Origin of the sequence: Halalkalibacter oceani, assembly GCF_040544555.1 — a bacterium.
GTDB lineage: Bacteria > Bacillota > Bacilli > Bacillales > Bacillaceae_D > Halalkalibacter > Halalkalibacter oceani.
The window spans coordinates 1-24,017 of sequence record NZ_JBEPKD010000023.1 but is presented as its reverse complement, the minus strand read 5'-3'; the positions used below and the strand labels follow the sequence as shown (position 1 = coordinate 24,017).

Genomic DNA, 24,017 nt, shown 5'->3' with positions numbered 1-24,017 from the left:
ATCGATGACCTTTATGTACGCTCCTTGGCGACAAATTTCGAGACGACCGGCAATGATTGCAGCAATGAGCGGTCGATTCCCTTCAGCGCCAGAACAAGTCCAACAAAAATCACCGCTCCCAGCACGATCGCCCCTGTCAAATAAAGCGCCATGACGCCCCGCGACCATTCCTCGTTAACAACGAACCAGTGCAACAGCCCGAGCACTCCCGCCATGACAAGACTTGCCCCGGCAAAGACGACATGCGACCGCTTCAGCCAGGCATAGCTTATCGTCCGATAGAGAACGAACAGATTTACAATCGTAATGAAAATATAGGTGACGAGCGTGGAAACCGCCGCACCGAGAACCCCGAATCTTGTCACGAGGAGAAGATTCAAGACTACTTTTACTATAGAAAAAATAAGGACAATGACGGCCGCGGCACGCTCGCGGTTAGCCCCCTGCAGCATCCCGGTGCTAAGCACGGTAAAGGACGTAAACAGGGCGCTGATCGAAAGGACGAAAATAACCTCACTTCCAAGCGCATCGCCAAATAACACCACATTCATCGGGATTGTCACAGCTGTCATCCCGGCCGCTACAGGCCATGATGTCAAATGCGTAAAAGTCGTCGCCTTTGTCATCAACGCTGAAGCATCTGCCTGCCTCTGTTCTGTCAGGGCTTTCGTGATCGCCGGAATAAGCGGCAGGATCAAAGCGCTGGCAAACACAACAGCGACCTGGACGAGCGCCTGTCCGCGCCCGTAAATACCATATAACCTTGTAATCTCTTCACTTGTATGTCCCATCGCTCCCAGCTGCCGCGGTACGGTCAAGGAATCGACGACGTTTAGCAGCGCCATCGTCAGCGCCCCGAAGCAAATCGGCAAGGATACGATCAGAATTCGCTTGCTCCACCGTTTAAACTGGCTCCAGTTATAGGCTGCCCGTTTTTTCGGAAGAAGCTTGCTTTTCGCAAAAATGATTTTCAAATAAATAAGTGCGAGCACGACGCCAACAGCGGAGCCGATCATCACGCCCCCGGCGACAATATCAATCGAATAAGCCTGGGCCGTTAAATAGACGGCTGCGACCAGAATGAGCAGCACGCGAACAAGCTGCTCCAGCACCTGGGAAATCGCCGTCGGCATCATATCCTCAAACCCTTGGAAAAAGCCGCGGTAAACAGCCATATACGGCGCGAAAATAAGCGCCAGGGAAACGACCATAACGGAGTATGTAACGAGCGGCCCACCAAGCTGCATCGCAATGGTTTCGGCGAAGGTGAACATCAGCGCAAAGCTCACTACTCCGAAAACGAGGCCGAGAATCGTCGCCGTCCGATAGATGAAGTAAATATCATCCGTGCGCCCTTCCCCCCGCGCCGTAGAAATCAGCTTTGAAATCGCCAGCGGAATGCCCGCCACTGTAATAATCAAGACAGACATGTACACCGGATAAACGGCGGTGAAAATTCCAAGTACTTCATCACCGGCAATATTTTGCAAAGGAATACGGAAGGCACTGCCGAGCACCTTGGAAATAAAGGTGGCGATCGTTAGCCAAATCGCCCCCTTTAAAAAGGAAGAACGGCTCATGATGTCTTCTTCCGTTTCTCACGCAGAATCCGTCCGGCAAAAACCGGCAGCGCCAGCATCCGGCGCCAGCGGGACGGCTGTTTGACAAGACGGTAGAACCATTCAAGATGAATCTTCTGCCAAAAAACAGGCGCGCGCTTCACTTCACCGGCTAACACGTCAAAGCTCCCGCCAATCCCCATGAAGATTCCTTTCTCGAACTGGTCATAGCGTTCGGCAATCCACTTCTCCTGACGTGGAAAACCAAGGGCAAGAAAAACGAGGTCCGGTTTTTTCAAACGGATTTCGTCCTCAATTTCCGTCGAATCCCAGTCAAAATAGCCGTGATGGGAACCAGCCACCTCGACCTGTGGAAATTGTCTCTCGATCGCAGCAATCGTTTTCTCTAACACTTCTTCTTTCGCGCCCAGTAAATAAACGCTGAATTTCCGCTCATTCGCCACTTCCAATAAGGAGAGGAACATATCGAAGCCCGTTACGCGCTCCGGCAGCGGATCACCAAGCAGTCCCGCCGCTTTCACGACGCCAATTCCATCCGCGGTAACATAGCTTGCCTTGGCAAGATACGTTCTGTACGCTTCATCCTCCTGCGCATGCAGCACAATCTCCGGATTAGCTGTGACGACAAATGCTTTTTCCTCACGCTCCAAATGATCTGAAAGACGCGCGATCATCTCGTTCATTGTCGTATGTAAAAAGTCAACACCAAGAACAGAAACGGTGCGATTTGACATTGTTTTTCACCAACTCACTTCTATAATATAATATCAACGATTATCGATTTTTGAAAAGTGTGTGGCAATGGCTTCGTGCGCTACTCGCATAGAGAGAAGAACCCCACTTCTCTCTATGCTTTTAAGGATTGTAGCGACTACGCTCATTGCTCCGTGCTTATCCCACAAGGGGATAAGCCCTACCTTAGCCGATCATATCAAAAATCGGGAGGTTTTGGAATTGATTTTTCGACAGCGGATCGACAATTCCTCTTATTCCCAGTCGTTTCTTCTCTATTAATGGTTCATAAAGTCGTGTTATACTTACAAATGATGTCTAATGAAGGAGAGAAGCTAATGCTACGCTCAATAAAGAAGCTTATTGGCGATGAACAACAACGAAAAATCAAGAAGTATGAAAAGGTTGTAGCGGAAGTCAATAATCTTGAACCAGAATTGGAGAAGCTCTCCGATAAAGAGCTCCAACATAAAACGGTTTACTTTAAAGAACAATTACAAAATGGTGCCGAGCTTGAATCCATAAAAGTCGAAGCTTTCGCCGTCGTGCGGGAGGCCGCCAAGCGCGTGCTTGGCCTTCGCCACTACGACGTGCAATTAATTGGCGGACTTGTGTTAAATGACGGCGATATTGCCGAAATGCCAACCGGCGAAGGAAAAACACTCGTCGCTTCCTTGCCGAGTTACCTGCGCGCCTTAGAAGGCAAAGGGGTCCATGTCATTACTGTAAATGAATATTTAGCAAAGCGTGACCGTGAACTGATTGGTCAGGTTCATGAATTTCTCGGGCTGACAGTCGGCCTGAATGTGCCGATGCTCACCCCCGACGAGAAAAAGGTGGCCTACAAGGCTGATATTACGTACGGGGTCGGAAATGAGTTCGGCTTTGATTATCTTCGTGACAATATGGTGACAGATGTCAGCCAGCGGGTGCAGCGCCCTTATCATTTTGCGATTATCGATGAAATCGACAGCGTTCTTGTCGATGAAGCGAAAACACCGCTTATTATCGCTTCAAAAACCCAGGTGAGTCCAAATCTTTATTATATCGGCGCTAAAGTTGCCAGAGGGTTTAAAGAAAATGAGGACTATATGTATGACAGCCTGTTAAAAGCGGCGAGCTTAACCGATCAGGGCATTACAAAAATCGAACGGGCCTTCGGAATCGATAACCTGTATGACCTGGAGCATCAGACGCTTTATCATTTTATGATTCAGGCACTTCGGGCACGCGTCATGTTCAGACGGGACGTCGAGTACATCGTCAAGGACGGCGAGCTTCATCTTGTCGATATGTTCACCGGACGGGTGATGGAAGGACGGACGTTTAGCGATGGACTTCACCAGGCACTGGAAGCAAAAGAAGGACTGACGATTACCGAAGAAAACAAAACGAGAGCTTCCATTACCGTCCAAAACTATTTCCGCATGTATCCGACAATGTCGGGGATGACAGGAACCGCCAAGACCGAAGAGCGCGAATTCCAAATGCTCTACGGGATGGATGTCGTTCAAGTTCCGACGAACAAACCGCGAATTCGCCAAGATCATAAGGAGCTCGTCTTTGCCACTGCCGAAGATAAATACCGGGCAGTAGCGAAGGAAGTTCAGGCACGGCATGAAAAGGGACAGCCTGTCTTGATCGGAACGACCTCGATTATTCAATCGGAGACGATGGCGACCTATCTTGACGAGATTCAAGTTCCTTATGAATTGTTAAACGCCAAAAGCGTCGAAAAAGAAGTCCAGCTGATTTCCCTCGCCGGTCAAAAAGGCCAAGTCACGATCGCGACGAATATGGCTGGCCGTGGAACGGATATTATGCTCGGAGAAGGAGCAGCTGAGCTTGGCGGTCTATTTGTCATCGGAACCGAGCGTCATGAAAGCCGGAGGATTGACAATCAGCTGCGCGGTCGTTCCGGACGTCAGGGAGACCCGGGCGAGACGCAATTTTTCATCTCGCTTGCCGACGAAATGCTGCAGCGCTTCGGACGTGAGGATATAGAGAAATTCGATCCGCAGAATAACTGCGACGAAAACGGTTTGATTACGAATGAAGATGTTTATCCGTTAGTAGACCGGCTGCAGCGGATGTGTGAGGATCATAATTACGCCGCCCGTGAATATACGCTCAAGCTCGATGATATTATTAACGAGCAGCGCGGCGTCATTTATTCATTGCGCAACCGCGCGCTCGAACAGGAGGATACACCTGCTCTAATCAAGCCGATGGTCGAAGCGACGGTCGAAGATCATATTGCCAGATACTGTGCGGAAGAGCTTTTGCCGGAAGAATGGCAGCTCGATGACCTGGTCAAATACGGGCAGCTGCTTCTACCGGATCTGGAGCCATTTACGAAGCGTCCGGAAGATCTGGATGATGTAAAAGCCCATATCGCCCCGGCATTAGCAAAAGTAACCGATGTCCTCGATGAATTCAGTCAGGATCCGGAAGGGCAGATCGCAGCGAGACAGGTGATCTTGATGAATATTGATATTCATTGGCAACGTCATCTTGAAGAGATGAGCCGCCTGAAGGAAGGAATCGGGCTGCGCGGTTACAGCCAGGAAGACCCGATGCGGATTTATACGCGCGAAGGGTTTGAGCTTTTTAAGATGATGTACAGCGGACTGCAACGCGATGTCAGCCTTCAATTCCAACGGGTGGTTAAGCGATTCAAAGAGAAAGAAGCCGAGCTGCAATCGAGATAACGATTGGCTTAGAGGAGAAAATGAGGAGGAACGAAGCATGTTACCATTCTTTAATAAAAACAAAAATGAAAAACCTGAATTAGCGGGTCAGGAGAGTCCGGTCTCTTCAGAGGAGCTTCTTAACGAGTCTTCTTCCAGCGGTGATGAGGAAATTGAAACCGAATTGTCGATTCACCCTGCCTGGAACCTGGCCAAGGAAGATTTTTATGCGTTTCAATTTCTCAACCTGGAATGCGAGCCTCTTAAGCCAAACCAGCTTTCTCTTTCCGGGATCAGCTTACTGCCTGAAAATGAGCGTCTTTTCCGCGTAACAGCTTTTATTCGCAACAGTCTCGACAAAGCGATTACGCTCGAAGATGTCACGCTCGTCTTACTTAATGAGGATGGCACTCTTCTTGGCAGAAAGGCATTCAATTTAAAAGAAGTCGGTGAGATCCCGGCACGAAGCAGCCGTCCATGGTACTTCAAGTTCAGCGACAAGGACTTGTTCACCACTGAATTGCCATCGACCGGCTGGAAGCTCGCGTTTCAACTGAAGCCATCTTCGCGCAAGCATTCGCTCGACTTGGCGAAGTCATGGGAGTCATCGCTGGCCAAGGAAAGCAAGCAGCAGCTGGAAGCCATGGTCGAGAAAATCGAGCCGCCTAAGCCGGGCGAAGTCAATTTCATGGGCCTTCAGGCGAAGAAGGACGAGAAAGGTGACCTTCACGTTACCATGCTGATCCGGAATGGTACGGAAAAGAACATTAACCTTGAGCAGCTGCCTCTTCATGTCGAAGACGCAAGCGGCGAAGTAGTCGCCAAAGGCGGGTTCAAGCTTGATGATTTCACGGTAAAAGCCAATACGAGCAAGCCGTGGACGTTTATTTTCCCGAAAGAGATGGTAACAAAAGAAGAACTGAACCTGTCCAAATGGAAGGCCTACTCGCCAACTAAATAAGCCTCTCTCTTTGAAGGGGCATGAAAAAAGATGATTTCCGCGCGATACGGAAATCATCTTTTTTTCTTATTTATAGTAATCTAACAATCCTTCATAAATCGCCTGCGCTGAGCTTTGACGGAAGGAATCCTTTTTCAGCAATTCCGCTTCAGATGGATTGGTGATAAAACCGAGCTCAAGCAGAACACTTGGCATTCTCGTTTCACGAATCACCTGGAAATTCCCTTGCTTCACGCCACGGTCCGTCGTCCCAAGGTGGGCGATCAGCCGCTTATGGATCGAATTGGCGAGCTTTTCGCTGTTCGCAGCGGAATAAGTCGCATACCAATACGTTTCCGTTCCCTTTGCCGCTTCAGAACCGGCCGCATTGGCGTGAATGCTGATGAAAACCTCCGCATTGACATCATGGGCGACCTTTACGCGGTCGGACAAGGATGGATACACATCGGCATCACGGGTCATGATAACATTGGCGCCCGCTTCCCGAAGCAGCTTCTCCGTACGGAGGCCAACATCGAGGACAAGCTCTTTTTCCTGAAGGCCATTGGCCGTCGCACCCGGATCACTGCCTCCATGTCCCGGATCGATGACAATTTTCTTACCGGACAATGGCTTTCCAGCTACTTTCGGCGTCACATTGATAATCAGTTCGCCAGTCGTGTGGCTGACAGCCGCCTGATAGCCGTCGCTGACCGTAAAGGTAATCGTTTTGCCATTGGACTGGTTGGAGATGGCGAAATCGGCTACGCCTTTCACTGCGCGTGACAGCTGTTCCACTTCCATAGCGTCAGTTTGAATTGTTACTTTATTGCCTGACTGACTATGGGAGCTGGCGACCGTCCCCCCGATTTTCGGCCAGGTGACAGTTGTTGTATTGCTTACTTCAGAAATCGTCGGCTGGCCGAGCATTTTCTGTTGCTGATTACCGGCATACAAGTCAAGATAATAGGAATGAACATAGGCCTCCCGGCCATTGAAGCTGATTTTCGCCCAACGGTCGGAAAAGCCGGAAACCTCAACACGGGCTCCTTTTGAAAGCTGGCCGATCGATTCATACTGAGTTCCCGGACCTGTTCGTACTTGAAGGGAATCCGCGCGGCTCACTTGCCCGGAGTAAGCTCCTTTTACATCTGTCTCAGGCGGCTGCTGAACCGGCGGAGCAGCCGTGCTGCTATTGACCCGGACTTCCTTTGTCGCCTGATTCCAGGAAACGTCTTTCCCAAATGCTTCCGCAAAGAAGCGCAACGGAATCACTGTGCTGTTTTCAATGATTTTAGGGGCGGGCTTAACTTGCAGCGTTTGCCCGTTCACCTTTGCCTCTTCCTTGTTCACCGTTAAAATAACTTCGGTTCCCCCTTCGCGGGCGGTGACCTGCTTTGTTTGCTGCTGCCATTTGACATCAATCCCCAAAGCTTCGCCAATCACCCGAAACGGGACGAGTACATGATTATTCTCCATAGGAACCTTTGAAATCGTCGGCTCCAGTTTTTGATTATTCACATAAATGGAGATATTATTCGCTGAAGCCGATGATTTAACCGTGATGTAATCCTTATGTACATATCCGTTACGGCCTTGCAGCTGGATTTGATGCCAATCTCCCGACGTGCGGATGATCGTCACCGTCGCCCCTGGCTGAAGAGAACCAATACGTTCACTTGTCGTGGAAGGCTCCGCGCGAACATTTAGCGTTGAACCGCTCGTAACAGTCCCTTCCGAAGCTGCTGCCGCATAGGTTGCCCCTAAAAAAAGTGTACAAGCGATGATGAAGACTGCGATGAAAATCCTTTTTCCACTCATCAATACTTACTCCCCTTTCCATTAAACATGTATCGGAGTGAAAAGCTGGCGAAACCCTGCGCCATCGGAAACCTGACGCAGGGTTCTGCTAACTTACTAGTAAAGCTGACCCTCAAATCATATTTAACGCTTCATAATTGAAACCGGCTGCACATAATTCCCATGGACATAGCCAAATTCATGATCCTTATGATCCGAATAGATTCTGTGCCATGTGCCGTCAGATTGATTCGTGCTTTCAAGCAAGGCGACAAAATAGTTTGCCCCCGGATATTGATATTGTGAAGCCAGTCTCGTATTTGGTTCCGGTCTGACATTCAATGCTTCCGTTGTTCTGGCGATCGTATAGTAGCCATAATCTTTTTTACCGAGATACGTGTCGGCTCGATACATATGGCCTGCGATCTTCTGTCCCCAAAATGGATCTGAGGCATAATTGACATTCATTCCATAGCTTTTATTTCCAAGAACCGCGCCGCGATAATTCACCCCGTCAGGCGTCAAATAGCGTTCATCCATCGCTTCAGCGACAAACATGATTGACTCTTCAAAGCTGGCAAACGGTTTGGCGTTGCCGAGCGGATCACGGTCATACGCCTGATAGCCAAATAGATTTTTACGCTGATTGGCAATTTCACTTAGCCCGTAGCTGCTCTCATGGATCGCCTTGGCGAATAAATAAAGAGCATTGATGCCATATCGCTCTTCAGCCTGCTTAAAAACGTGCCCCAAATTGCGCAGCGGACTTTCCTGAGCGACGACTTTTCCGTTAATCTCCGTCGTTACGGAACGAATATAGCGGTTCAAGTCCTCAGCTGTGTAATTTGTTTTCGTACGCAATGGCAAATAGTTAAAGTATTGATAAGCTTCGCCAACCTTTTGACCGGACGTATTATAGAAATCACGTCCATTGCGGCTGTAATAACGCTCATTTTCCCGCATAAACGATGGTGCGTCTCCGTAATAATACATTCCTGTCGCATTCGTCAGCGGATTATAGACATAATGCCGCAGGACGCCGTTGACCGACTGATAATAAGAGCGTCCCTGCAACATCCCGGTCGGAATCAGCTTCGCGTCCCTTTGGCGGACAAAGCCGGTGCTATCCGCATAGCGTACTTCAACCCACTCTTCATCAGAGCCGATATATTCTAGTTCAGCGCCACCCATGACATAAGTGAGCTGCGTCGTCTTATTGGAAGCAAAAATTCTCGTCGTTGATTCTCCGGCTGATGGCGAGGCTGCCACCATTCCGCCCTGCATTTTTAAAATTTTCTCACCTTTCACAATAACTTCAGCTCCGGCCTGCTCTGCATCACGATAGCTCAAATACGGCTGAGGCTGAAGGCGTACTTGACCGCCGGAATCGACCGTGCCGACATGGTAAAGCTCCGTATTTCCTGTGCCGGTTTCCGCCACTTTCAGCATCCGAATCATGAACGCAGCCGCATGAGCGCGGGTCGCGTCATCTTTTGGACCAAAACGAAAGCGCTGGTTCCCTTGCGGCATTCCTTGAATAATGCCGAAATAAGCATTATGAGCAACCGCCGTCCGGAACGTCGGATGGATTTGCTCCGTGTCTGTAAAGGTTAAGGCGATTGGTGTACGCTGCACCTGTTTATATTCCAGCGCCCGATCAATCATCACGGCCATCTGTTCACGCGAAATATTTTCCTCAGGACGAAAAACATTTCCCGGATACCCGCCAACGATCCCCGCTTTTGAAGCCCGTCCAATTCCTCCCGCTAACGGATGAGAAGCCGGTACGTCACTGAAAGAGGCTGTCCCGGATGGAAGCTCAAGCGCCCTGGCCAGGAACGTCGCGAATTGGGCACGAGTAACCGCGTCATCCGGCCCGTAGCGTCCATTCCCGTACCCCGCCATAATTCCACGGGCAACGGCCTCACGCATTTCAGTTTCGAGTGAATGACCTGTTAAATCATCCGCCGCCTCTACACTTGCACCTGCCTGAAAGAAAACCGTACTTAAAACGAATAAAATAGCAAGAAAGTGTTTCAAAAAAAAGCTCCTTTCTTAAGGGCTGCAAAGCAGCCCTTCCCACAGAATAATGACTTTTATGAATCTTTCTCATTCTATCATTATACTGATAGATAAAAATAGTTGGAGATTGCTGTTAATTTACTGACTAACCCGATCAAGGAAGACTGAGAATTCAGCTCTTGTCGTTGGTAAGGCAGGACCAAATCCACCGCCGGGTTGGCCTTGAGCAATTCCTTTCGCTTTTAACGCATCAATCGCCTCATAGGCCCAATGCGTGCTTGCCACATCAGGGAACGGCTCGGACGATTGCCCTGTAATGCTGTACGCACGCTGAAGAATTGTCGCCATCTCCGCTCTCGTCAACGTTGCTTTCGGGTCAAAGCTTGATGCTGATTTTCCGCTCATAATGCCTGCCCGGTCAACCGCGGCAATCGCATCATAGTAAAACGACTGGGACGTGACATCATTAAAGGCCGGACGGTGATTCCCCGCGGACAAGTTAAGAGCCCGTGCAATCATGATCGCCGTCTGCTCACGCGAGATCGCTTCACCCGGTCGGAATGATCCGTCACTATAGCCGCTAATCACATTGCGGTCATTCAGCGCTAAAATCGACTGACGCGCCCAGAAGGAAGAGGAAACATCCTTAAACCGTTCGACTTGATAGGAAGATTGATAGATCGCTTCCAGCTGGTCAAAGAAGACGGCGCCCTTCCCTTGCTTCTCTGCGCTTCCTTGTGCCGTATAAACTTGTTCCACCTTAAATGGCTGAGGGGCATCAGCAGGCAGCTGCGCCCGCACATAACGCCAGCCTGTCCAATTAAATTGGTTTTCCTCGGTGAAATTGATTGTATGTCTTTGTCCATTACCGTCAATAACCGTCGCCCGCAGCCAGTGCTCCGCCCCATCACCGGAAGCCCACATGCCGAGTTCCAGCGGACGTCCCTGTAAAGGAATCGCTGTTCTTGCTTTCGCATAGGCCGCGGCAATTCCGCTCTCACCTTTCGAGTAATCATAAGTGAGTTTCAATGATTTTGAGCCGACCCGAACCGGATCGTATGGACCCGACAATGAAATCGAAGCTTCAGCCCGCGCACTGCTCGCTGTCCAGTTATTCAGATTCTCAAATGGATCGACGACAAGCATCGGCTCCGTCACCCTTTTAGGCGGTTCGCTCGAAATGACCTGAAGGGTATTCGGCACCGCTCTTAGGCTTGATTCTGAAGGCCGGTTCACGGTAATCGCCTGCTCATAGTATGGCAGACGCGCCACCATTGTCGTCGAGCCTCCGCCATCAAGATTGATAGCCTGATAAGCGCCTAATGAGCGCATATACTCAGCAAGCTCACGCAACGTAGCTCCCTGACTGTAGCCTGATTGCCGACCATCAATCGTCACAAGGAACAGCTTTGTCCCATCTCCGGAAATTCCGACTGCCGACCGCGGATGCCGGGAAGTCGCAAATGAACCGGACTCATTCATCGAAATCGAAACCTGGCCGTTGCGCACAAGAGTCGGCCCTGTAGCCATCATGAATTCAGCGTCTTTCCATGTGTCATTGATTTGCGCCTCAACGGTAATGGAATCACCGACCGCTACCCCGGCCAGTGATTGGGCAAGGGCTCCCCCATTCGCCGAGATGACAAACCCTTCTTCAGGAATCGGGGTGTTCGCCCCTTCTCCCAATCTGCGAATCTCGGAAACCGTGCCTGTAATACGGTCACCAAAGGCAAAATTTTTGGCGCTTTTCGACGTGTTGGTCACAACGATTTCGGTCGCATACTGACTCGCCCCGGTCGTTGCCGCCTGATGACCGCCTGTAAACAGGACAGCCTGTCCATTTTCCCGCTGCCCGTTGACAGATGTCAGCGGGATCGTCTGGCCATTGATCTCAAAGCTCATTTGCGGCTCGTAATCAGCGATCGTCAACGCTCCGTTACGGTTCACACCGAAAGCAAAAGGCGCATTAACCGGCCCATCATCATTGGAGAGGATTCCGTAATTAATAATTTCATTTTGCTTGATGAGCATATTAACAGGAATTCCATTCGCTAAATTATAAAACGAAGCATTGACCGCGCCGACTACATAATGCCCTTCATATGTATTGGCAATCGCCTGCTGCGGAGTCGTCTGTACCCGTCCTAACGGTGAAAGCTGATAAAGCTCAAGATCAACCGCCGGATTGCGGTATGCGACATCGAGTACTTGCACCGCGCGGGGTGTTCCGCCGGAAGTAAGATAATGCTCGCGGATTAACGATACCCCTGTTGAAATTTCGTCCTTCGTTGACGATTGCTTATTGCCAAACCCGCTGTATGCTTCGGCCTGAAACGGGCTGACGACTAACGCAATCCCAACGACATAAGCTGCCAGTTTTTGATTTATTTTCTTCAACCTCTTCACTCCAAACTATAGATGACTTACACATTTGTCGAGAATCTCCAACATATACGCCTATAATTTTACAAGGTTTCCTATGTAATTAAAAGGTAGATTACGAAACTTTGAAATTTTTGTAGGGAATTGATACTTTATGCTCAGTCCCTTTCTTTCCTGTAAGAAGAGCTACAAAAAATATACTGCCATTAGGAGAAGACCCTTCGTAAACTTTAAAGAATCTACAGAAAAAGGCTGGACAAAAGGTTGTTTTTTCACCTTTCGTCCAGCCTCTGGCAAAGCCGGTTCATTTTCCTGTTAGTCATGGATTGCCTGGTAACGGTTCAGCAGGGAGTCCAGCTGCTGGCTGCAGGAAACAACTCTGGAGTCAGTCATGCCGAAGTATCTTGCTTTTATATACATTTCTCTTTTCTTTAAGGTAATAGCCGATAGTAAGATGGCCTTTTTACAGAACATTGTTCTCTCTCCTTCACCTAACTAAATCATCGTGCACATCAAAGGAGGTAAACTCTTGGAAGCTTTGAACACCTTCATTATCTTAACGCAGCAGGCTAATGGATTTTGTAGAATTTTGTCAGCTGATTCATTGTTCATATATCTGTCATATTTCCGCTTCCCTGCCCAGTTACTATTACCATCCACGCTGTCCCGTATCACCTTTACTTGCTTCTCTTTTCCTTCTGCACACGCGCAGCCTGCGGCATGACATACTGCTGTAACCGTGCTGCAATATCCCCTACAGCTTCTGCTCTGTTCATCGTCTCAACTTCATATGCTGCTTTCGAATAAACACCTCGGAGGATGAGCAGCAATTCCTGCTCATTCAATGGTTTTTGTTTCATTTTCATTATTCTGCTCCTCTTCTTATCACTCGTAGGCGGTTCTTTGCTGGCATGAGAGCGAATTGGCACAGTTTTTCTTATACCCTTCTATCAATCTGCAAAACATTTCTTTGCCTTCCTTATCTCGTTGCCACAAGCCTCCTCACACGCTTCTATTACATTTCAACGTCATCTTTGTAATCTGAAAAATGATCATTTATTCCATGCTATAATTAAGCTTATTCTATCTATTTAGGAAAAAGGAGGAATTTGTTGTGAGATGTATACAACTTGGTATCAGCATCGTTCTCGCCGTCCTGCTGATTGCTGCCCCTGCTGCAGCCGATACTCCCTTTTCGGATGTCCCGGCCACCCACTGGGGAATCGATGCGATACATTACCTCGCCGATCTTGAGATTATCCGCGGCTATGACGATCAAACGTTCAGGCCGGCGCAAACGGTGACAAGAGCTGATGCGGCGATCATGATAGCCCGAGCACTCGAATTGGAAATTGATGAAGCCTCATCCTCACCTTTCTCTGATGTCAGCCCGCAATTTTACGCCTACGACGAAATTGCAGCAGTAGCGGAAGCCGGCATTATCCAAGGCTTTAACGGGAGATATTCACCGCGCGACGACTTAACTAGAGGACAGATGGCAGCCATTTTGCAACGTGCCTTTGAGCTGTCCGGTACAGCTGACAATCAATTTTCAGACGTAGGAGAAACTCATCTCTTCTATTCTGAGATTCAGACACTTATCGCCAACCAAATCACCAACGGATACAGCGACAGAACATTCAGACCGGACAACAGCATGAGAAGAGATGAGTTTGCCACTTTCATCGCGAGAGCGTTAGATGAGAGTTTCCGGGCCATCACCTTCCCTCCGGAACCGGTCACGGACGATGACGATCAGGATGTCCATCCATTTGAACACGAAGTGCTTGAACGAACGAATGAGGAACGGGCCAAGCATGGTCTTGATCCACTGGCTTTTGATGAGGAAACGCAAAAAGTCGCCCGCCTCAAATCCGAGGACATGCGCGACCGTCAATATTTTTCACATACGTCACCAACCTATGGCTCGCCTTTTGAGATGATGAGCCAGTTTGGCATCAACTACAGCTTCGCCGGAGAAAATATCGCCGCCGGCCAAACGACACCGAGTGAAGTCGTAGAAGCATGGATGAACAGCGAGGGCCACCGCCAGAACATTTTAAATCCGAACTACACCCATCTCGGCGTCGGCTACGCAGAAGGCGGCTCCATGCGCCACTACTGGACACAAATGTTTGTTGGATACTAAAAGAAAGCGACAAGCTGTCGCTTTCTGAAGCAGCGTACGGAGTCTGCGCCGGTTTTAAAAAATGAGAGTCAAAGCGGGTTTCTTTGACTCTCATTTTGCGCAGGACGGAGCCGCTGCTCTTTCCCCACTCTATTCCTCAATCTTCAAAATGAACATTCCACTGATGAAGAGCAGCATGGAGCCGATATAAAAAATCAAATCGACGGTTAACCAGTCAATGAGATAACCACCGGCAATCACGGCGAAGCCGGAGTAAAGCGATACCCAAAAATGATAAGAGCCGATCTTCTCGCCACGCCTGCCGCCATCGGTCGCATCGGCGATCATCGCCTTTTCACTCGTTTTTTGCATTGCACCCACAATTCCGAGCAGCACTTGCAGCACATATACCTGCCAAATCGCGGTGACAATTGGAAAAAGCAGAAAAATGACCGCTGTCGTCCATGTGCTAAGTAAGAGAAACCCTTTTCTCCCCCGCTTGTCAGATGTCGTGCCGATCCAGCGGTGGACTAGGGCGGAGCTAAGTGTAAACAAGCCGTATGCCAAACCAAATTCGGAGAAATTCCCACCCACCTCACGCAGAAAAATCACATAAAACGGAAACACCAGCCCCGTCGCAAACAGCACCCAGCTTTGTGAAATGACGATCCATTTAAGATTCATCCCGACGATACTCCTCATAAAAATGATTCATGAACCGTTCCTCAGGATCATACTTTCGCTTTTCCGCAAAAAAAGCATCGATTTCAGGATAAGCGGCTCTTATCTGCTCCTGTGTCGGGAAGGACTGATACGTTAAATAATAAGTGCCCTGACAAGCAAGAACGGCCTCGACAACACGCTGCGTCGCTGCTCTCACCTGTTCAATCCCTTCATCAGACAGGGAATGATTGATGAGAAGAACGAGCGCCAACGTGTCTTCATTCGAATAACGAAGAAAACCTTCTGCATGTTTCGGAGTATACCTGACCGTAACATTTAACACATTAAGCTCTTCCTCTTCGATGATTTCTTTTAATTCCCCGACAAAACGAGGAAACTGGGCTGTTGGAACAAAGTATTCCTGCAAAATATCCGTATTATTGTCAGAATCATACTCCAAAAACGCCACCGGCGGACGCATCGCATTATTCCGGCTCACAATTTCGACAGCGTCCTCGTTGGCATACAGCCTTTGCTGCAAGTCCCAGACAAGCCGTTTCCCCCAGTCAAAGTTCCGGGCCAACCCTAAAAAGAATTTGTCTCTTCGAACATGTGTCTCTTCCTGCAGTAAAGAGAGCTCCTCAAGCTGCGTTGAGTCAGGGTAACGCTCATCATCAGGCGCCAGGGTGCGGTACGTCGTGACATACATGTCTTCAAATAACGAACCAGGCGTAGCTGACAGGCGGGCAAAGTGAAGACCGACATCCTCGGCGTCTTTAATATGCTTCTCGATATAGGCCGGATATTCCTCATAATCCAGCTTTTCTGTCGTGCCAGCATACAGCTCATTGTCCGTTACTTCGAGTGTGACATCAAGTATGACGCCGAATAAGCCGAAGCCGCCGATCACAAGCTCAAACAGTTCCTTGTTTTCGCTTCGACTGACATTTTTGATCTCTCCTTCAGCAGTCAAGAGACGGAAGGATTCCACCGTATCAATCAGCGGGCCGTAGCGCGGATCACGTCCATGCACATTTGAGCTCAATGATCCGCCGATGGTAAAAATATTGGATGACTGCATTACTTTAACCGCCAGCCCGTACCGGTTTAAAGCGTTTTGTACTTCCGCCCACGTTACCCCGCTTTGGACCGTCATCAATTTCCGCTCCGGATCTATCGAAAGAATCTCATCAAAATCCGTCATATCAAGCAGGAGGGAGTCTCGATAAAAGGCATGTCCCCCTTGACTGTGCCTCGCCCCGGCAATCGAAATCTTCAAATGATCCTCCTTCGCCTGCCGAACCGCTTTGACCAACGCCTCTTCTTCTCTCCCTTTAATAATATCTTCGACCCGTTCCGGGAATAGACGGCTTACATCGTGAATGAGTAGTTCATCCCCTGTGTGATTCCGATAAAGGGAAAGCGAAAAAGCCAGCCCGTACATAGCGATTGCACAACAAATCACGACAACGAAACGCAGCCGTTGCTGATCCTTGCTCTTCATACGTTCACCTGATCTCCTAAAAAATTAATACCATATCTTTTTTCGTTTCTTACCGCTTTTTTCCTTCTATTAAATAGTACGATTAAGAAAAACAAAAAGCAGGCACCCTGTTATTTCTAACAGGATGCCTGCTTTATTATAATGAACAGAAGGATAGACGTACCCACACGTCTCCTAACTCATCATTTCCGCTGCCCTTGTCAGTCTCGCGGACTGACTTAAAGGTACCACTGTTGAATTACGATCATTATGACAAGAAATAAGAGATTTGTCAACAGCGAAATTTCGTTCCCTGCTGCTCGAAGCGCTCCTTACATGATCGGACAACAAGCTCGGAAAAGCTTATAAAGACTACTCTTCTTTAGCTTTCCCGATTTTCCTTCTTATAAAACGTATTTTTTGAAAACTATTTTTATCCGGCATGAAGAAGATAATAAATATTTAAACCGAGATAAAGCATTTGTTTGCCCTCGGATGTCTTCAGATTGAGTCCTGTCAGCTTTTCGATCTTCGTTAATCTGTATTTCAGCGTATTGACGTGCACATTCATCCGCTCTGCCGTTCGCTGCAAATGTTCGTTTTCCTCGAAGTACGCTATGACCGTTTCAAAGAAATTCGTCTGACGTTGTTCATCGAACGCCAAAATCGGCTCAATTGTTTCTTCACAGTATGTTTTCATTGTTGTTTCATTCGACAGTGAATTAATCACTTTAAAAATTCCAAGCTCATCGTAGAATGTCAGTTTACGATCTTCCATTTTTTTATGACGGACTTTCGGGCCGAGGTCGCAGGCGAGTTTGGCTTCGACATAGCTGTTCTGCAATTCCGTGATTCCTTTTGCGCAGCTGCCGACGCCGATATGCGAGACCATTTCCATTAACTCCGGATGGCGCTCCAACTGTTGATATAAGTCGAGGATGTCCGCACGCAGGCTGACAAAATCGGAATGCTGAATCGGCAATAACAAAATACTCTGACGGGACACTTCCCCAACGATGCTCCCTTTATAAAACGGATGCACGGCCGCGAGCAGCTCATCCAGCTGCTCCCCATTCTGTTGATCTGCGGTGGCGATGTACACGACTGCATACAGGGAGTCGGCGGAGAAGGCAAACTCGGCTGCATATTTCTCCACAAATTTCTGGTTATGCCCCTCCTGCGTAAGAAGCTCCACTAAAAAATTATTCACGTACTGCTTTTGCACATCATGCTTCACTTTTTGCTTTAAAAATTCAATCGATAAAAGCGTCGATGCTTTGTTCATTAAAGCGAAATCGACTTTTAGATGCCCCTCATTCACTCCCCAGCACGTGATGTGGCCTAAACACTCCTTGTCGACGACAATCGGCGCGACGATGCATTCAATCTCTTCGTTGTTCATCACTCGCGTCATCCGGAGCGAGCGCTTCATCAGCGCCAATTCCTCTATCTGTTGTGGAAGAAGTGGCGCAATCTCTTTCGCCGGTAAGGGAGTTTCAATATAAAGCGGCTGATTCTCGACAGTAATCGGATTTCTTGTTAACCCCGACAAGGAATCAATAAAATAAGAAAGCCCATATTCTTCAATCGAAATTTCCTGAAGCAATTGCTCAGCCTGCTCATAATCTTCCTGCAAAATGACCTTGCTCTCGAATATCTCATTCACCGCCGGCCAGAGAATATCCAAGTAGCTGATATGCTTCGGAATTTCAATAATCGGCATGCCGTATTTCTCCGCCTCGACGAGGATGACTTGAATGTCATCCACAAACCGGTACGGCTTTATCGCGACGGCCGCCGTGCCGATTGAAGCGAGCTGCTCAATCAATTCCTTCTGCTTTTCTACGCTATCTTTGATTGGATAAAGGCTCGTTAACAAAAGCTCCCCGCCTTTTAACCAATTTAAAATATCGGGAACCTCCATGATCGTCACATACTTGACTTCCCTCTCAACTCCAGAGTGACCGGCAATGATTTTGCATTCACGGAGTCCTCCGCTCTTCATTAAGTCCTTAATGGTCGTTGTCATCGTAAGCCATCCTTTTTTTCCTAGTATTTCTTTTAGTTTACTAGAGTCGAAGACGTTCATGTGAAAAAATTCATAGAAAAAACATGACTTTACGAGGAAATCGTCCTCTTCTGATTGCCGCCCCGCTTTTTAATAAACCGGCCAGTCGGGTTTTTTCGTTAACTCCCAGGCATTGCTGCGATCGAGCAAGCTGAAAATGACCTCATTTCCTTTATTGATAATTTTTTCCTTATCGAGGATGGTAAATAAGCGGTTTTCATAAACGATGTCTCCGTTGATGATCACATCTGTGACAACATTTCCTTTCGCTGAATAAACGAGATGGGACAGCGGTGAAAAGGCCGGAATCATTTCTGGTTCATCCAGGCTCACCATAATAAGATCTGCCTTCTTCCCCGCTTCAAGTGAACCGATCTCATCTTCAAGGCCGATTGCCTTCGCCGCGTCGATCGTCGCCATTTCCAGCACTTTATCGGCGGTTAACGCTGTCGTGCTTAACGTATTCACTTTATGAAGAAGGGCGGCTGATTTCATCACTTCAAACATATCTAAATTATTATTGCTCGCCGCGCCGTCCGGGCCAATCGTGACAGTAACCCGGTTAGCGAGCATCGCCGGAACAGGGGCAACGCCGTCAGCCAAATATTGATTGGAAACCGCATTATGAGCAACATTCGTCTCTGTTTCAGCGAGGAGGTGAATCTCTTTTTGATTAATCCAGACACAATGGGCGAGCAGCAGATGTGGACCGAGTACGCCAAGATCATGCAAATATTCAACCGACCGCATTTGATAGCGGTCCTGGACGCTTTTGACCCGTTGGACGGTTTCGGCGAGATGCATATTCATCCCAACCCGATAGTGCTTGCTCACCTCGAACATCGCTTTAATCATTTCAGGACTTGCTACTGTTTCATTTAACGGCTCCACCCGCACCTTCATCCGGCCCGACGGATGATCATGATAAAGCTCGATGACACGAACCGCTTCTTTTGCCGCCTCTTCAACTGTTTCGTGTAACCGCTCCGGCGCCGGCCCCTGATCGATCGCCGTTCTTCCTAACACAGCCCGCATGCCTGATTCCAGCGCCGCATTCGCAATCCCATCGATCGCTTTCTTATCGTGATGAATAAAGTGACTGTCCACAAACGTCGTCGTTCCTGTTTGAATCATCTCCACCGCGGAAAGCTTCATCGCAGCATGGCTCTCCTCATAACCGACATGCATGGAGAGCGGAAACACGCATTCCCCGAGCCACTCTGACAGCGGGCGATCATCCCCCAGCCCACGAAAGAGCGTTTGGAAAATATGCGTATGCCCGTTAATCAGCCCGGGCATAATCAGCTTTCCTTTTGCATCAATGACGCGATCGTATTCCCTTTCCTGCTCCAGCTCTGCCGTTTTGCCGACTTTCACAATCCGGTCACCCTGCAACACAAGCGCTCCATCCTGATAAATCGCCCGCTCCTTGTTCATGGTGACCACATAGCCATGTTTAATTAAGATCATACGAACACTCCTTCTGTTGAATTTTTACGGATAGATCAGACGCGGGAGAAACATCGAGACATCTTCGACATAGGTGATGAGCGCGAGTGCAATCAGGCTGGCAGCCAAAAACGGCAGCGTCGAAGGGATCATTTTGGAAAAAGGAACGCCCGTTATTCCGTTGGCGACAAACAAATTCAAGCCTAACGGAGGAGTGAACATACCAATCGCTAAATTGGTCACGACGATTACGCCAAGATGAACCGGATCAATGCCTAGCGCCAGGCCGATTGGATAGACAAGCGGAGCCAAAATCATAATTGCCCCCGAGCCGTCCATAAACATTCCCGCAATGAGAAACACAACATTGACGAGCAGGAGAAACATCACCGGAGATGTGTTCATTTCCAGGACGAGATTCGCCAGCATCTGCGGAAGCTGCGCCGAGGACAAGATCCAGCCGAACGCCGCGGCAGCCCCTGTCAAAATCATCACTTGCGCTGTCAGTACAGCTGCTTTCACACTTGATTTGTACAGCTGTTTCACATTCATTTCCTTATAAATAAACATCGAGACAAAGATCGAGTAAACAACGGAAATGCCCGCTGCCTCAGTCGGTGAAAAGATCCCCATATAGATTCCGCCCAAAATGATAAACGGAATACCGAGAGCCCAGATCGCTTTAATTGTCACGCTGATAAACTGCTTCGGATTAAAAGGAACCTGCTCGGCAACGACCTGCTTATCTTTTTTCACACGGTACCAAACGTAAATGCCAAGCACGATCGTATAAAGAATCCCGGCCCCAATCCCGGCAATAAACAGCGACCCTATCGAAACACCCGTGGCGACGCCGTATAAAATCATCGTAACGCTCGGCGGAATGATAATCGCAACCGAGCTGCTGCTGCTAATCAGTCCTACCGAGAAACCACGGTCATATTTTTCCTTTTCCAGCTCAGGGTACATAATACCGCCTATTGCCGCGACAGTCGCCGGACTGGAGCCGGAAAGAGCACCAAAGAAGAGCGAAGAAAAGTGAGTTGTGAAAGCGGTGCCCCCCGGCATCCAGGAAACAAGCGCCTTTGACCAGTCCAAAAGCTTCCTTGCCATCCCGCCGTCAAGCATGACTTGTGCCGCGAAAATAAAGAGCGGCATCGCCATTAAACCAAACTGATCCAGCCCGCCGAATAAGCGCTGGGCGATAATCGAAGGAGAATTATCGGTGAAAAACATGATGGCAATCATACTCGGAAAAGCTAAACTGATAAAAATCGGCACACCGATGAACAAACAGACGAGTAACAATACAAATAATGCGAGAATCATAGAGCTTCCTCCTTACTCGGCTTATTCCCCGGCCGAAAAATGTAGTATATCTCCTGGATGTAACGGATCGTACAAAGAAAAAGGCCCAAAGGTAAAATCAAATAAGGAATGTACATCGGAATTTGCAAGGCCGGCGCCTTCTGAATAAAGCGCATATTTTGTTGAATAATTTCTAACGAATACCAGGCCATGGAAGCCGTAAAGATCACACAAATCAGATAGATACATAGCGTCAGCCATTTTTTCGCTTTGCCCTTTAACAAATTAAAAAGAAAATCGACGGAAATATGAGACCCTTGACGGACACAAATGCTCGCCCCGACAAAGGTCACCAGGATCATTAAAAACCGCACCATTTCCTCTGTCCAATTAATGCCGGTGCCGAACAAATAACGCAGCACCACATTGACGAGAATCAACAGCGAAACAATCAGAATCGCGCTGCCGATCACTACTTCTTCAAATCGATTTAACAGCCTGTTTAACAACTGCACTGATACTCACTCCCTCCACTCCAGATTCTTAAGTCTGAAAACAGCTTGGGGGCAGCGCAAAAGCCGAATTCCGACCTTTGGCTCCCCCCATCACCCGTTGATATTACTTGTTGTCCAAGCGCTCAATTTCATCCAGAATGCTCTGCATCAGATCTTCCCCGATGACATCCGTAAACTCGTCATAAACCGGCAATGTTGCCTGGCGCAGCGCCTCTACTTCTTCATCTGTAAGCTGAACGACTTCTGTCCCCAATTCTTCAAGCTCGCTAATATATGATTCTTCTTCTGCCTGCATCAGCAACCGCTGCTCATCGTTGGCATATTCCATTGCCTCACGCACAAGCTCTTGTAAATCGGCAGGTAACGACTCATAGAAATCTTTATTCATAATATTGTTGTAAATCATCCACGAATGATTCGTCATCGTCACGACATCCTGTACTTCATGCAAGTTCAGCATCACAAATGACTGATTCGGATTCTCCTGCCCGTCCACGACTCCCTGCTGCAAGGAATTGTACAATTCACTAAAGGCGATCGGGACCGGGTTGGCGCCAAGGGCCTCCATCGTCGAAATGACAATCGGAGCTTCCATAGCCCGGATCGAAGTACCGGCAAAATCGTCAGTCGTACGAAGTGGTTTATGAGCTGAAAACTGCTTCGGCCCGCCGCTCATATAACCAAGTCCGACAAAGCCCTGATTTTCCAAGTAAGAATCATACATTTCGCCGCCTTCACCATCCAACACGGCCCATAATACTTCTTCGGAAGGGAATAAGTATGGAAGGTCATTCAACGTCATTTCCGGAACAAAATTACTAATCATCCCAATCGGCTGCTGGGCAAGCTCAATTTGTCCGGCTTGGACAGATTCAATCGTTTCCCGCAAACTGCCTAATTGATTGTTTGGATAAATTTGGACTTCAATTCTTCCTTCTGACAGTTCCTCAATCTTTTCTTTAAATAAAACGGTCCCCTCATGCTGCGGCGTTGATTCATGCTGATTATGAGCATAACGGATGACGATCGGCTCATTGGATTCTGTTCCCTCTTCAGCACCTCCCGCATCTCCTTGAGAGGTTTCGCTCCCTCCACCTCCACAAGCTGCTAATAGAATGAATAAAATGAAAACTGAAACGAGAAAGCCATATTTCTTTCGCATATTCCTCTCACCAATCCTCTCTTGTTCTTATAGATGTCATTATAGGGGCTTTTTCGACAAATTATGACTAGTTTGATAGTTTATCTAACATAGAATTTATAGAAAAAAACTAAAAATCAGATTACTAATTGTCTATTTCTATAATGATTCATAAAAACTTGTCCTTTTTTAATCATTCATAAGAAAGCAAATTAGTGGAAATGATGAAGGAGGATCGATTACACTCTTAACTGGAATCAACAAAAAAAGGAGAGATCTTGATGGAAGATAAAACGAAGCGAAAAGCCGATCTCCTTCATGCCTTTCAAGAACGGCACGCGACGAAGGAATTCGACCCGACTAAAAAGGTAGCGGAGGATGATTTTCATTTCATATTAGAAGCGGCCCGACTATCACCAAGCTCAGTCGGCTACGAGCCTTGGAAATTTGTCGTCGTTCAGAACGAGACCTTACGCAATAAATTGAAGGAGATCACATGGGGAGCGCAGGGGCAGCTGCCGACCGCCAGTCATTTTGTGCTCATTCTCGCCAGAACAGCGAAGGATACTAAATACGACTCCGACTATGTGAAGAACCATATGCTGCATGTGAAAAAGCTGCCGCCGGAACTGTTTGAAAAGGCGAAAGTCCGCTATAAAGCCTTTCAGGAGCATGATCTCAAGCTGCTTGAAAACGAGCGGACGATGCTTGACTGGGCCGGGAAGCAAACTTATATCGCCCTTGCCAATATGATGACAGCGGCCGCCTTTATCGGCATTGACTCCTGTCCGATTGAAGGGTTTGACTTTGACAAAGTCCAAGCTTTACTCGAGGAGGAACATTTACTTGAGGACGGACACTTGGCAATTTCAGCGATGGTCGCCTTTGGCTACCGCGCCAAGGAGCCACGCCTGAAAACGCGCAAACAGCTTGATGAAATCGTCACATGGATTGAATGATTTGCCGCTGGATGTTGGAATACGTTATACACTAAAAAAGAGCTTGAGACAAAACTAGCTTTTGAACTGCCCCCTGTCAAGTAGACAGTGGAAATAAGAAAAAGACGTTAGGCGGCTTGAGTCCGGAATTCAATTGGACTTAAGCCGTTTAATCGTG

At 48.2% G+C, this 24,017-nt stretch carries 18 protein-coding genes; 4 read left to right on the top strand and 14 right to left on the bottom strand.

Annotated elements, in window-relative coordinates; all coding sequences use genetic code 11:
* Positions 1-11 precede the first annotated feature (11 nt).
* Together ABMB67_RS18630 and ABMB67_RS18625 are read right to left on the bottom strand one after the other, a co-directional pair.
* The gene (locus ABMB67_RS18630) at positions 12-1,580 is read right to left on the bottom strand and encodes a putative polysaccharide biosynthesis protein (protein WP_354572996.1); all 1,569 of its coding nucleotides are present in this window, start codon (positions 1,578-1,580) and stop codon (positions 12-14) included.
* Positions 1,577-2,314: a WecB/TagA/CpsF family glycosyltransferase gene (locus ABMB67_RS18625; RefSeq protein WP_354572995.1), complete on the bottom strand. Its 738-nt coding sequence runs from the start codon at positions 2,312-2,314 to the stop codon at positions 1,577-1,579. Before ABMB67_RS18625 ends, ABMB67_RS18630 begins: the two co-directional genes overlap by 4 nt.
* 336 nt (positions 2,315-2,650) lie before the next feature.
* Between ABMB67_RS18625 and secA2 the strand changes: the two genes are divergently transcribed.
* Together secA2 and ABMB67_RS18615 are read left to right on the top strand one after the other, a co-directional pair.
* Positions 2,651-5,023 carry an accessory Sec system translocase SecA2 gene (secA2, locus tag ABMB67_RS18620; protein WP_354572994.1) on the top strand — a complete coding sequence of 791 codons (2,373 nt, stop codon included), beginning with the start codon at positions 2,651-2,653 and terminating at the stop codon, positions 5,021-5,023.
* 37 nt (positions 5,024-5,060) lie between these two features.
* Complete coding sequence (locus tag ABMB67_RS18615; RefSeq protein WP_354572993.1) at positions 5,061-5,963, top strand: accessory Sec system S-layer assembly protein; 903 nt, start codon at positions 5,061-5,063, stop codon at positions 5,961-5,963.
* 66 nt (positions 5,964-6,029) lie between these two features.
* Here the strand turns inward: ABMB67_RS18615 and ABMB67_RS18610 are convergent, their stop codons facing one another.
* The 5 genes from ABMB67_RS18610 to ABMB67_RS18590 all read right to left on the bottom strand — a co-directional run bounded on the left by ABMB67_RS18610 (position 6,030) and on the right by ABMB67_RS18590 (position 13,012).
* Positions 6,030-7,763, bottom strand: coding sequence for an N-acetylmuramoyl-L-alanine amidase (locus ABMB67_RS18610; RefSeq protein ID WP_354572992.1), 1,734 nt, complete (start codon positions 7,761-7,763; stop codon positions 6,030-6,032).
* Between the two features lie 123 nt (positions 7,764-7,886).
* A complete protein-coding gene (locus tag ABMB67_RS18605; protein WP_354572991.1) occupies positions 7,887-9,782 on the bottom strand; it encodes an S-layer homology domain-containing protein in 1,896 nt (631 codons plus the stop codon).
* Between the two features lie 120 nt (positions 9,783-9,902).
* On the bottom strand, positions 9,903-12,161 hold the full coding sequence (locus ABMB67_RS18600; RefSeq protein WP_354572990.1) for a phosphodiester glycosidase family protein: 2,259 nt from the start codon (positions 12,159-12,161) through the stop codon (positions 9,903-9,905).
* Between the two features lie 300 nt (positions 12,162-12,461).
* Entirely contained in the window at positions 12,462-12,620 is a 159-nt protein-coding gene (locus ABMB67_RS18595; RefSeq protein WP_251224826.1) for an aspartyl-phosphate phosphatase Spo0E family protein, read from the bottom strand.
* A 203-nt stretch (positions 12,621-12,823) separates the two neighbouring features.
* Positions 12,824-13,012, bottom strand: coding sequence for a hypothetical protein (locus ABMB67_RS18590; RefSeq protein ID WP_354572989.1), 189 nt, complete (start codon positions 13,010-13,012; stop codon positions 12,824-12,826).
* Between the two features lie 248 nt (positions 13,013-13,260).
* Between ABMB67_RS18590 and ABMB67_RS18585 the strand changes: the two genes are divergently transcribed.
* Positions 13,261-14,295: an S-layer homology domain-containing protein gene (locus tag ABMB67_RS18585; RefSeq protein WP_251224828.1), complete on the top strand. Its 1,035-nt coding sequence runs from the start codon at positions 13,261-13,263 to the stop codon at positions 14,293-14,295.
* A 129-nt stretch (positions 14,296-14,424) separates the two neighbouring features.
* Here ABMB67_RS18585 and ABMB67_RS18580 read toward each other — a convergent pair whose 3' ends face one another.
* The 7 genes from ABMB67_RS18580 to ABMB67_RS18550 all read right to left on the bottom strand — a co-directional run bounded on the left by ABMB67_RS18580 (position 14,425) and on the right by ABMB67_RS18550 (position 22,922).
* Positions 14,425-14,958 (bottom strand): MFS transporter, encoded by a 534-nt coding sequence (locus ABMB67_RS18580; RefSeq protein ID WP_251224829.1) that lies wholly within the window; start codon positions 14,956-14,958, stop codon positions 14,425-14,427.
* Positions 14,948-16,441 (bottom strand): FAD-binding oxidoreductase, encoded by a 1,494-nt coding sequence (locus ABMB67_RS18575; protein ID WP_251224830.1) that lies wholly within the window; start codon positions 16,439-16,441, stop codon positions 14,948-14,950. Before ABMB67_RS18575 ends, ABMB67_RS18580 begins: the two co-directional genes overlap by 11 nt.
* A 412-nt stretch (positions 16,442-16,853) precedes the next feature.
* Positions 16,854-18,449: a PucR family transcriptional regulator gene (locus tag ABMB67_RS18570; RefSeq protein WP_354572988.1), complete on the bottom strand. Its 1,596-nt coding sequence runs from the start codon at positions 18,447-18,449 to the stop codon at positions 16,854-16,856.
* A 129-nt stretch (positions 18,450-18,578) separates the two neighbouring features.
* Positions 18,579-19,958 (bottom strand): amidohydrolase family protein, encoded by a 1,380-nt coding sequence (locus ABMB67_RS18565; protein WP_354572987.1) that lies wholly within the window; start codon positions 19,956-19,958, stop codon positions 18,579-18,581.
* A gap of 24 nt (positions 19,959-19,982) precedes the next feature.
* The gene (locus ABMB67_RS18560; protein ID WP_251225106.1) at positions 19,983-21,266 is read right to left on the bottom strand and encodes a TRAP transporter large permease; all 1,284 of its coding nucleotides are present in this window, start codon (positions 21,264-21,266) and stop codon (positions 19,983-19,985) included.
* Complete coding sequence (locus ABMB67_RS18555) at positions 21,263-21,760, bottom strand: TRAP transporter small permease (protein ID WP_251225105.1); 498 nt, start codon at positions 21,758-21,760, stop codon at positions 21,263-21,265. The genes ABMB67_RS18560 and ABMB67_RS18555 overlap by 4 nt, the downstream gene beginning before the upstream one ends.
* Positions 21,761-21,863: 103 nt before the next feature.
* Positions 21,864-22,922 (bottom strand): TRAP transporter substrate-binding protein, encoded by a 1,059-nt coding sequence (locus ABMB67_RS18550; protein ID WP_251225104.1) that lies wholly within the window; start codon positions 22,920-22,922, stop codon positions 21,864-21,866.
* Positions 22,923-23,182: 260 nt separating this feature from the next.
* On the opposite strand from ABMB67_RS18550, the gene ABMB67_RS18545 reads away from it, so the two are divergent.
* Entirely contained in the window at positions 23,183-23,860 is a 678-nt protein-coding gene (locus tag ABMB67_RS18545; protein ID WP_354572986.1) for an NAD(P)H-dependent oxidoreductase, read from the top strand.
* Positions 23,861-24,017 lie beyond the last annotated feature (157 nt).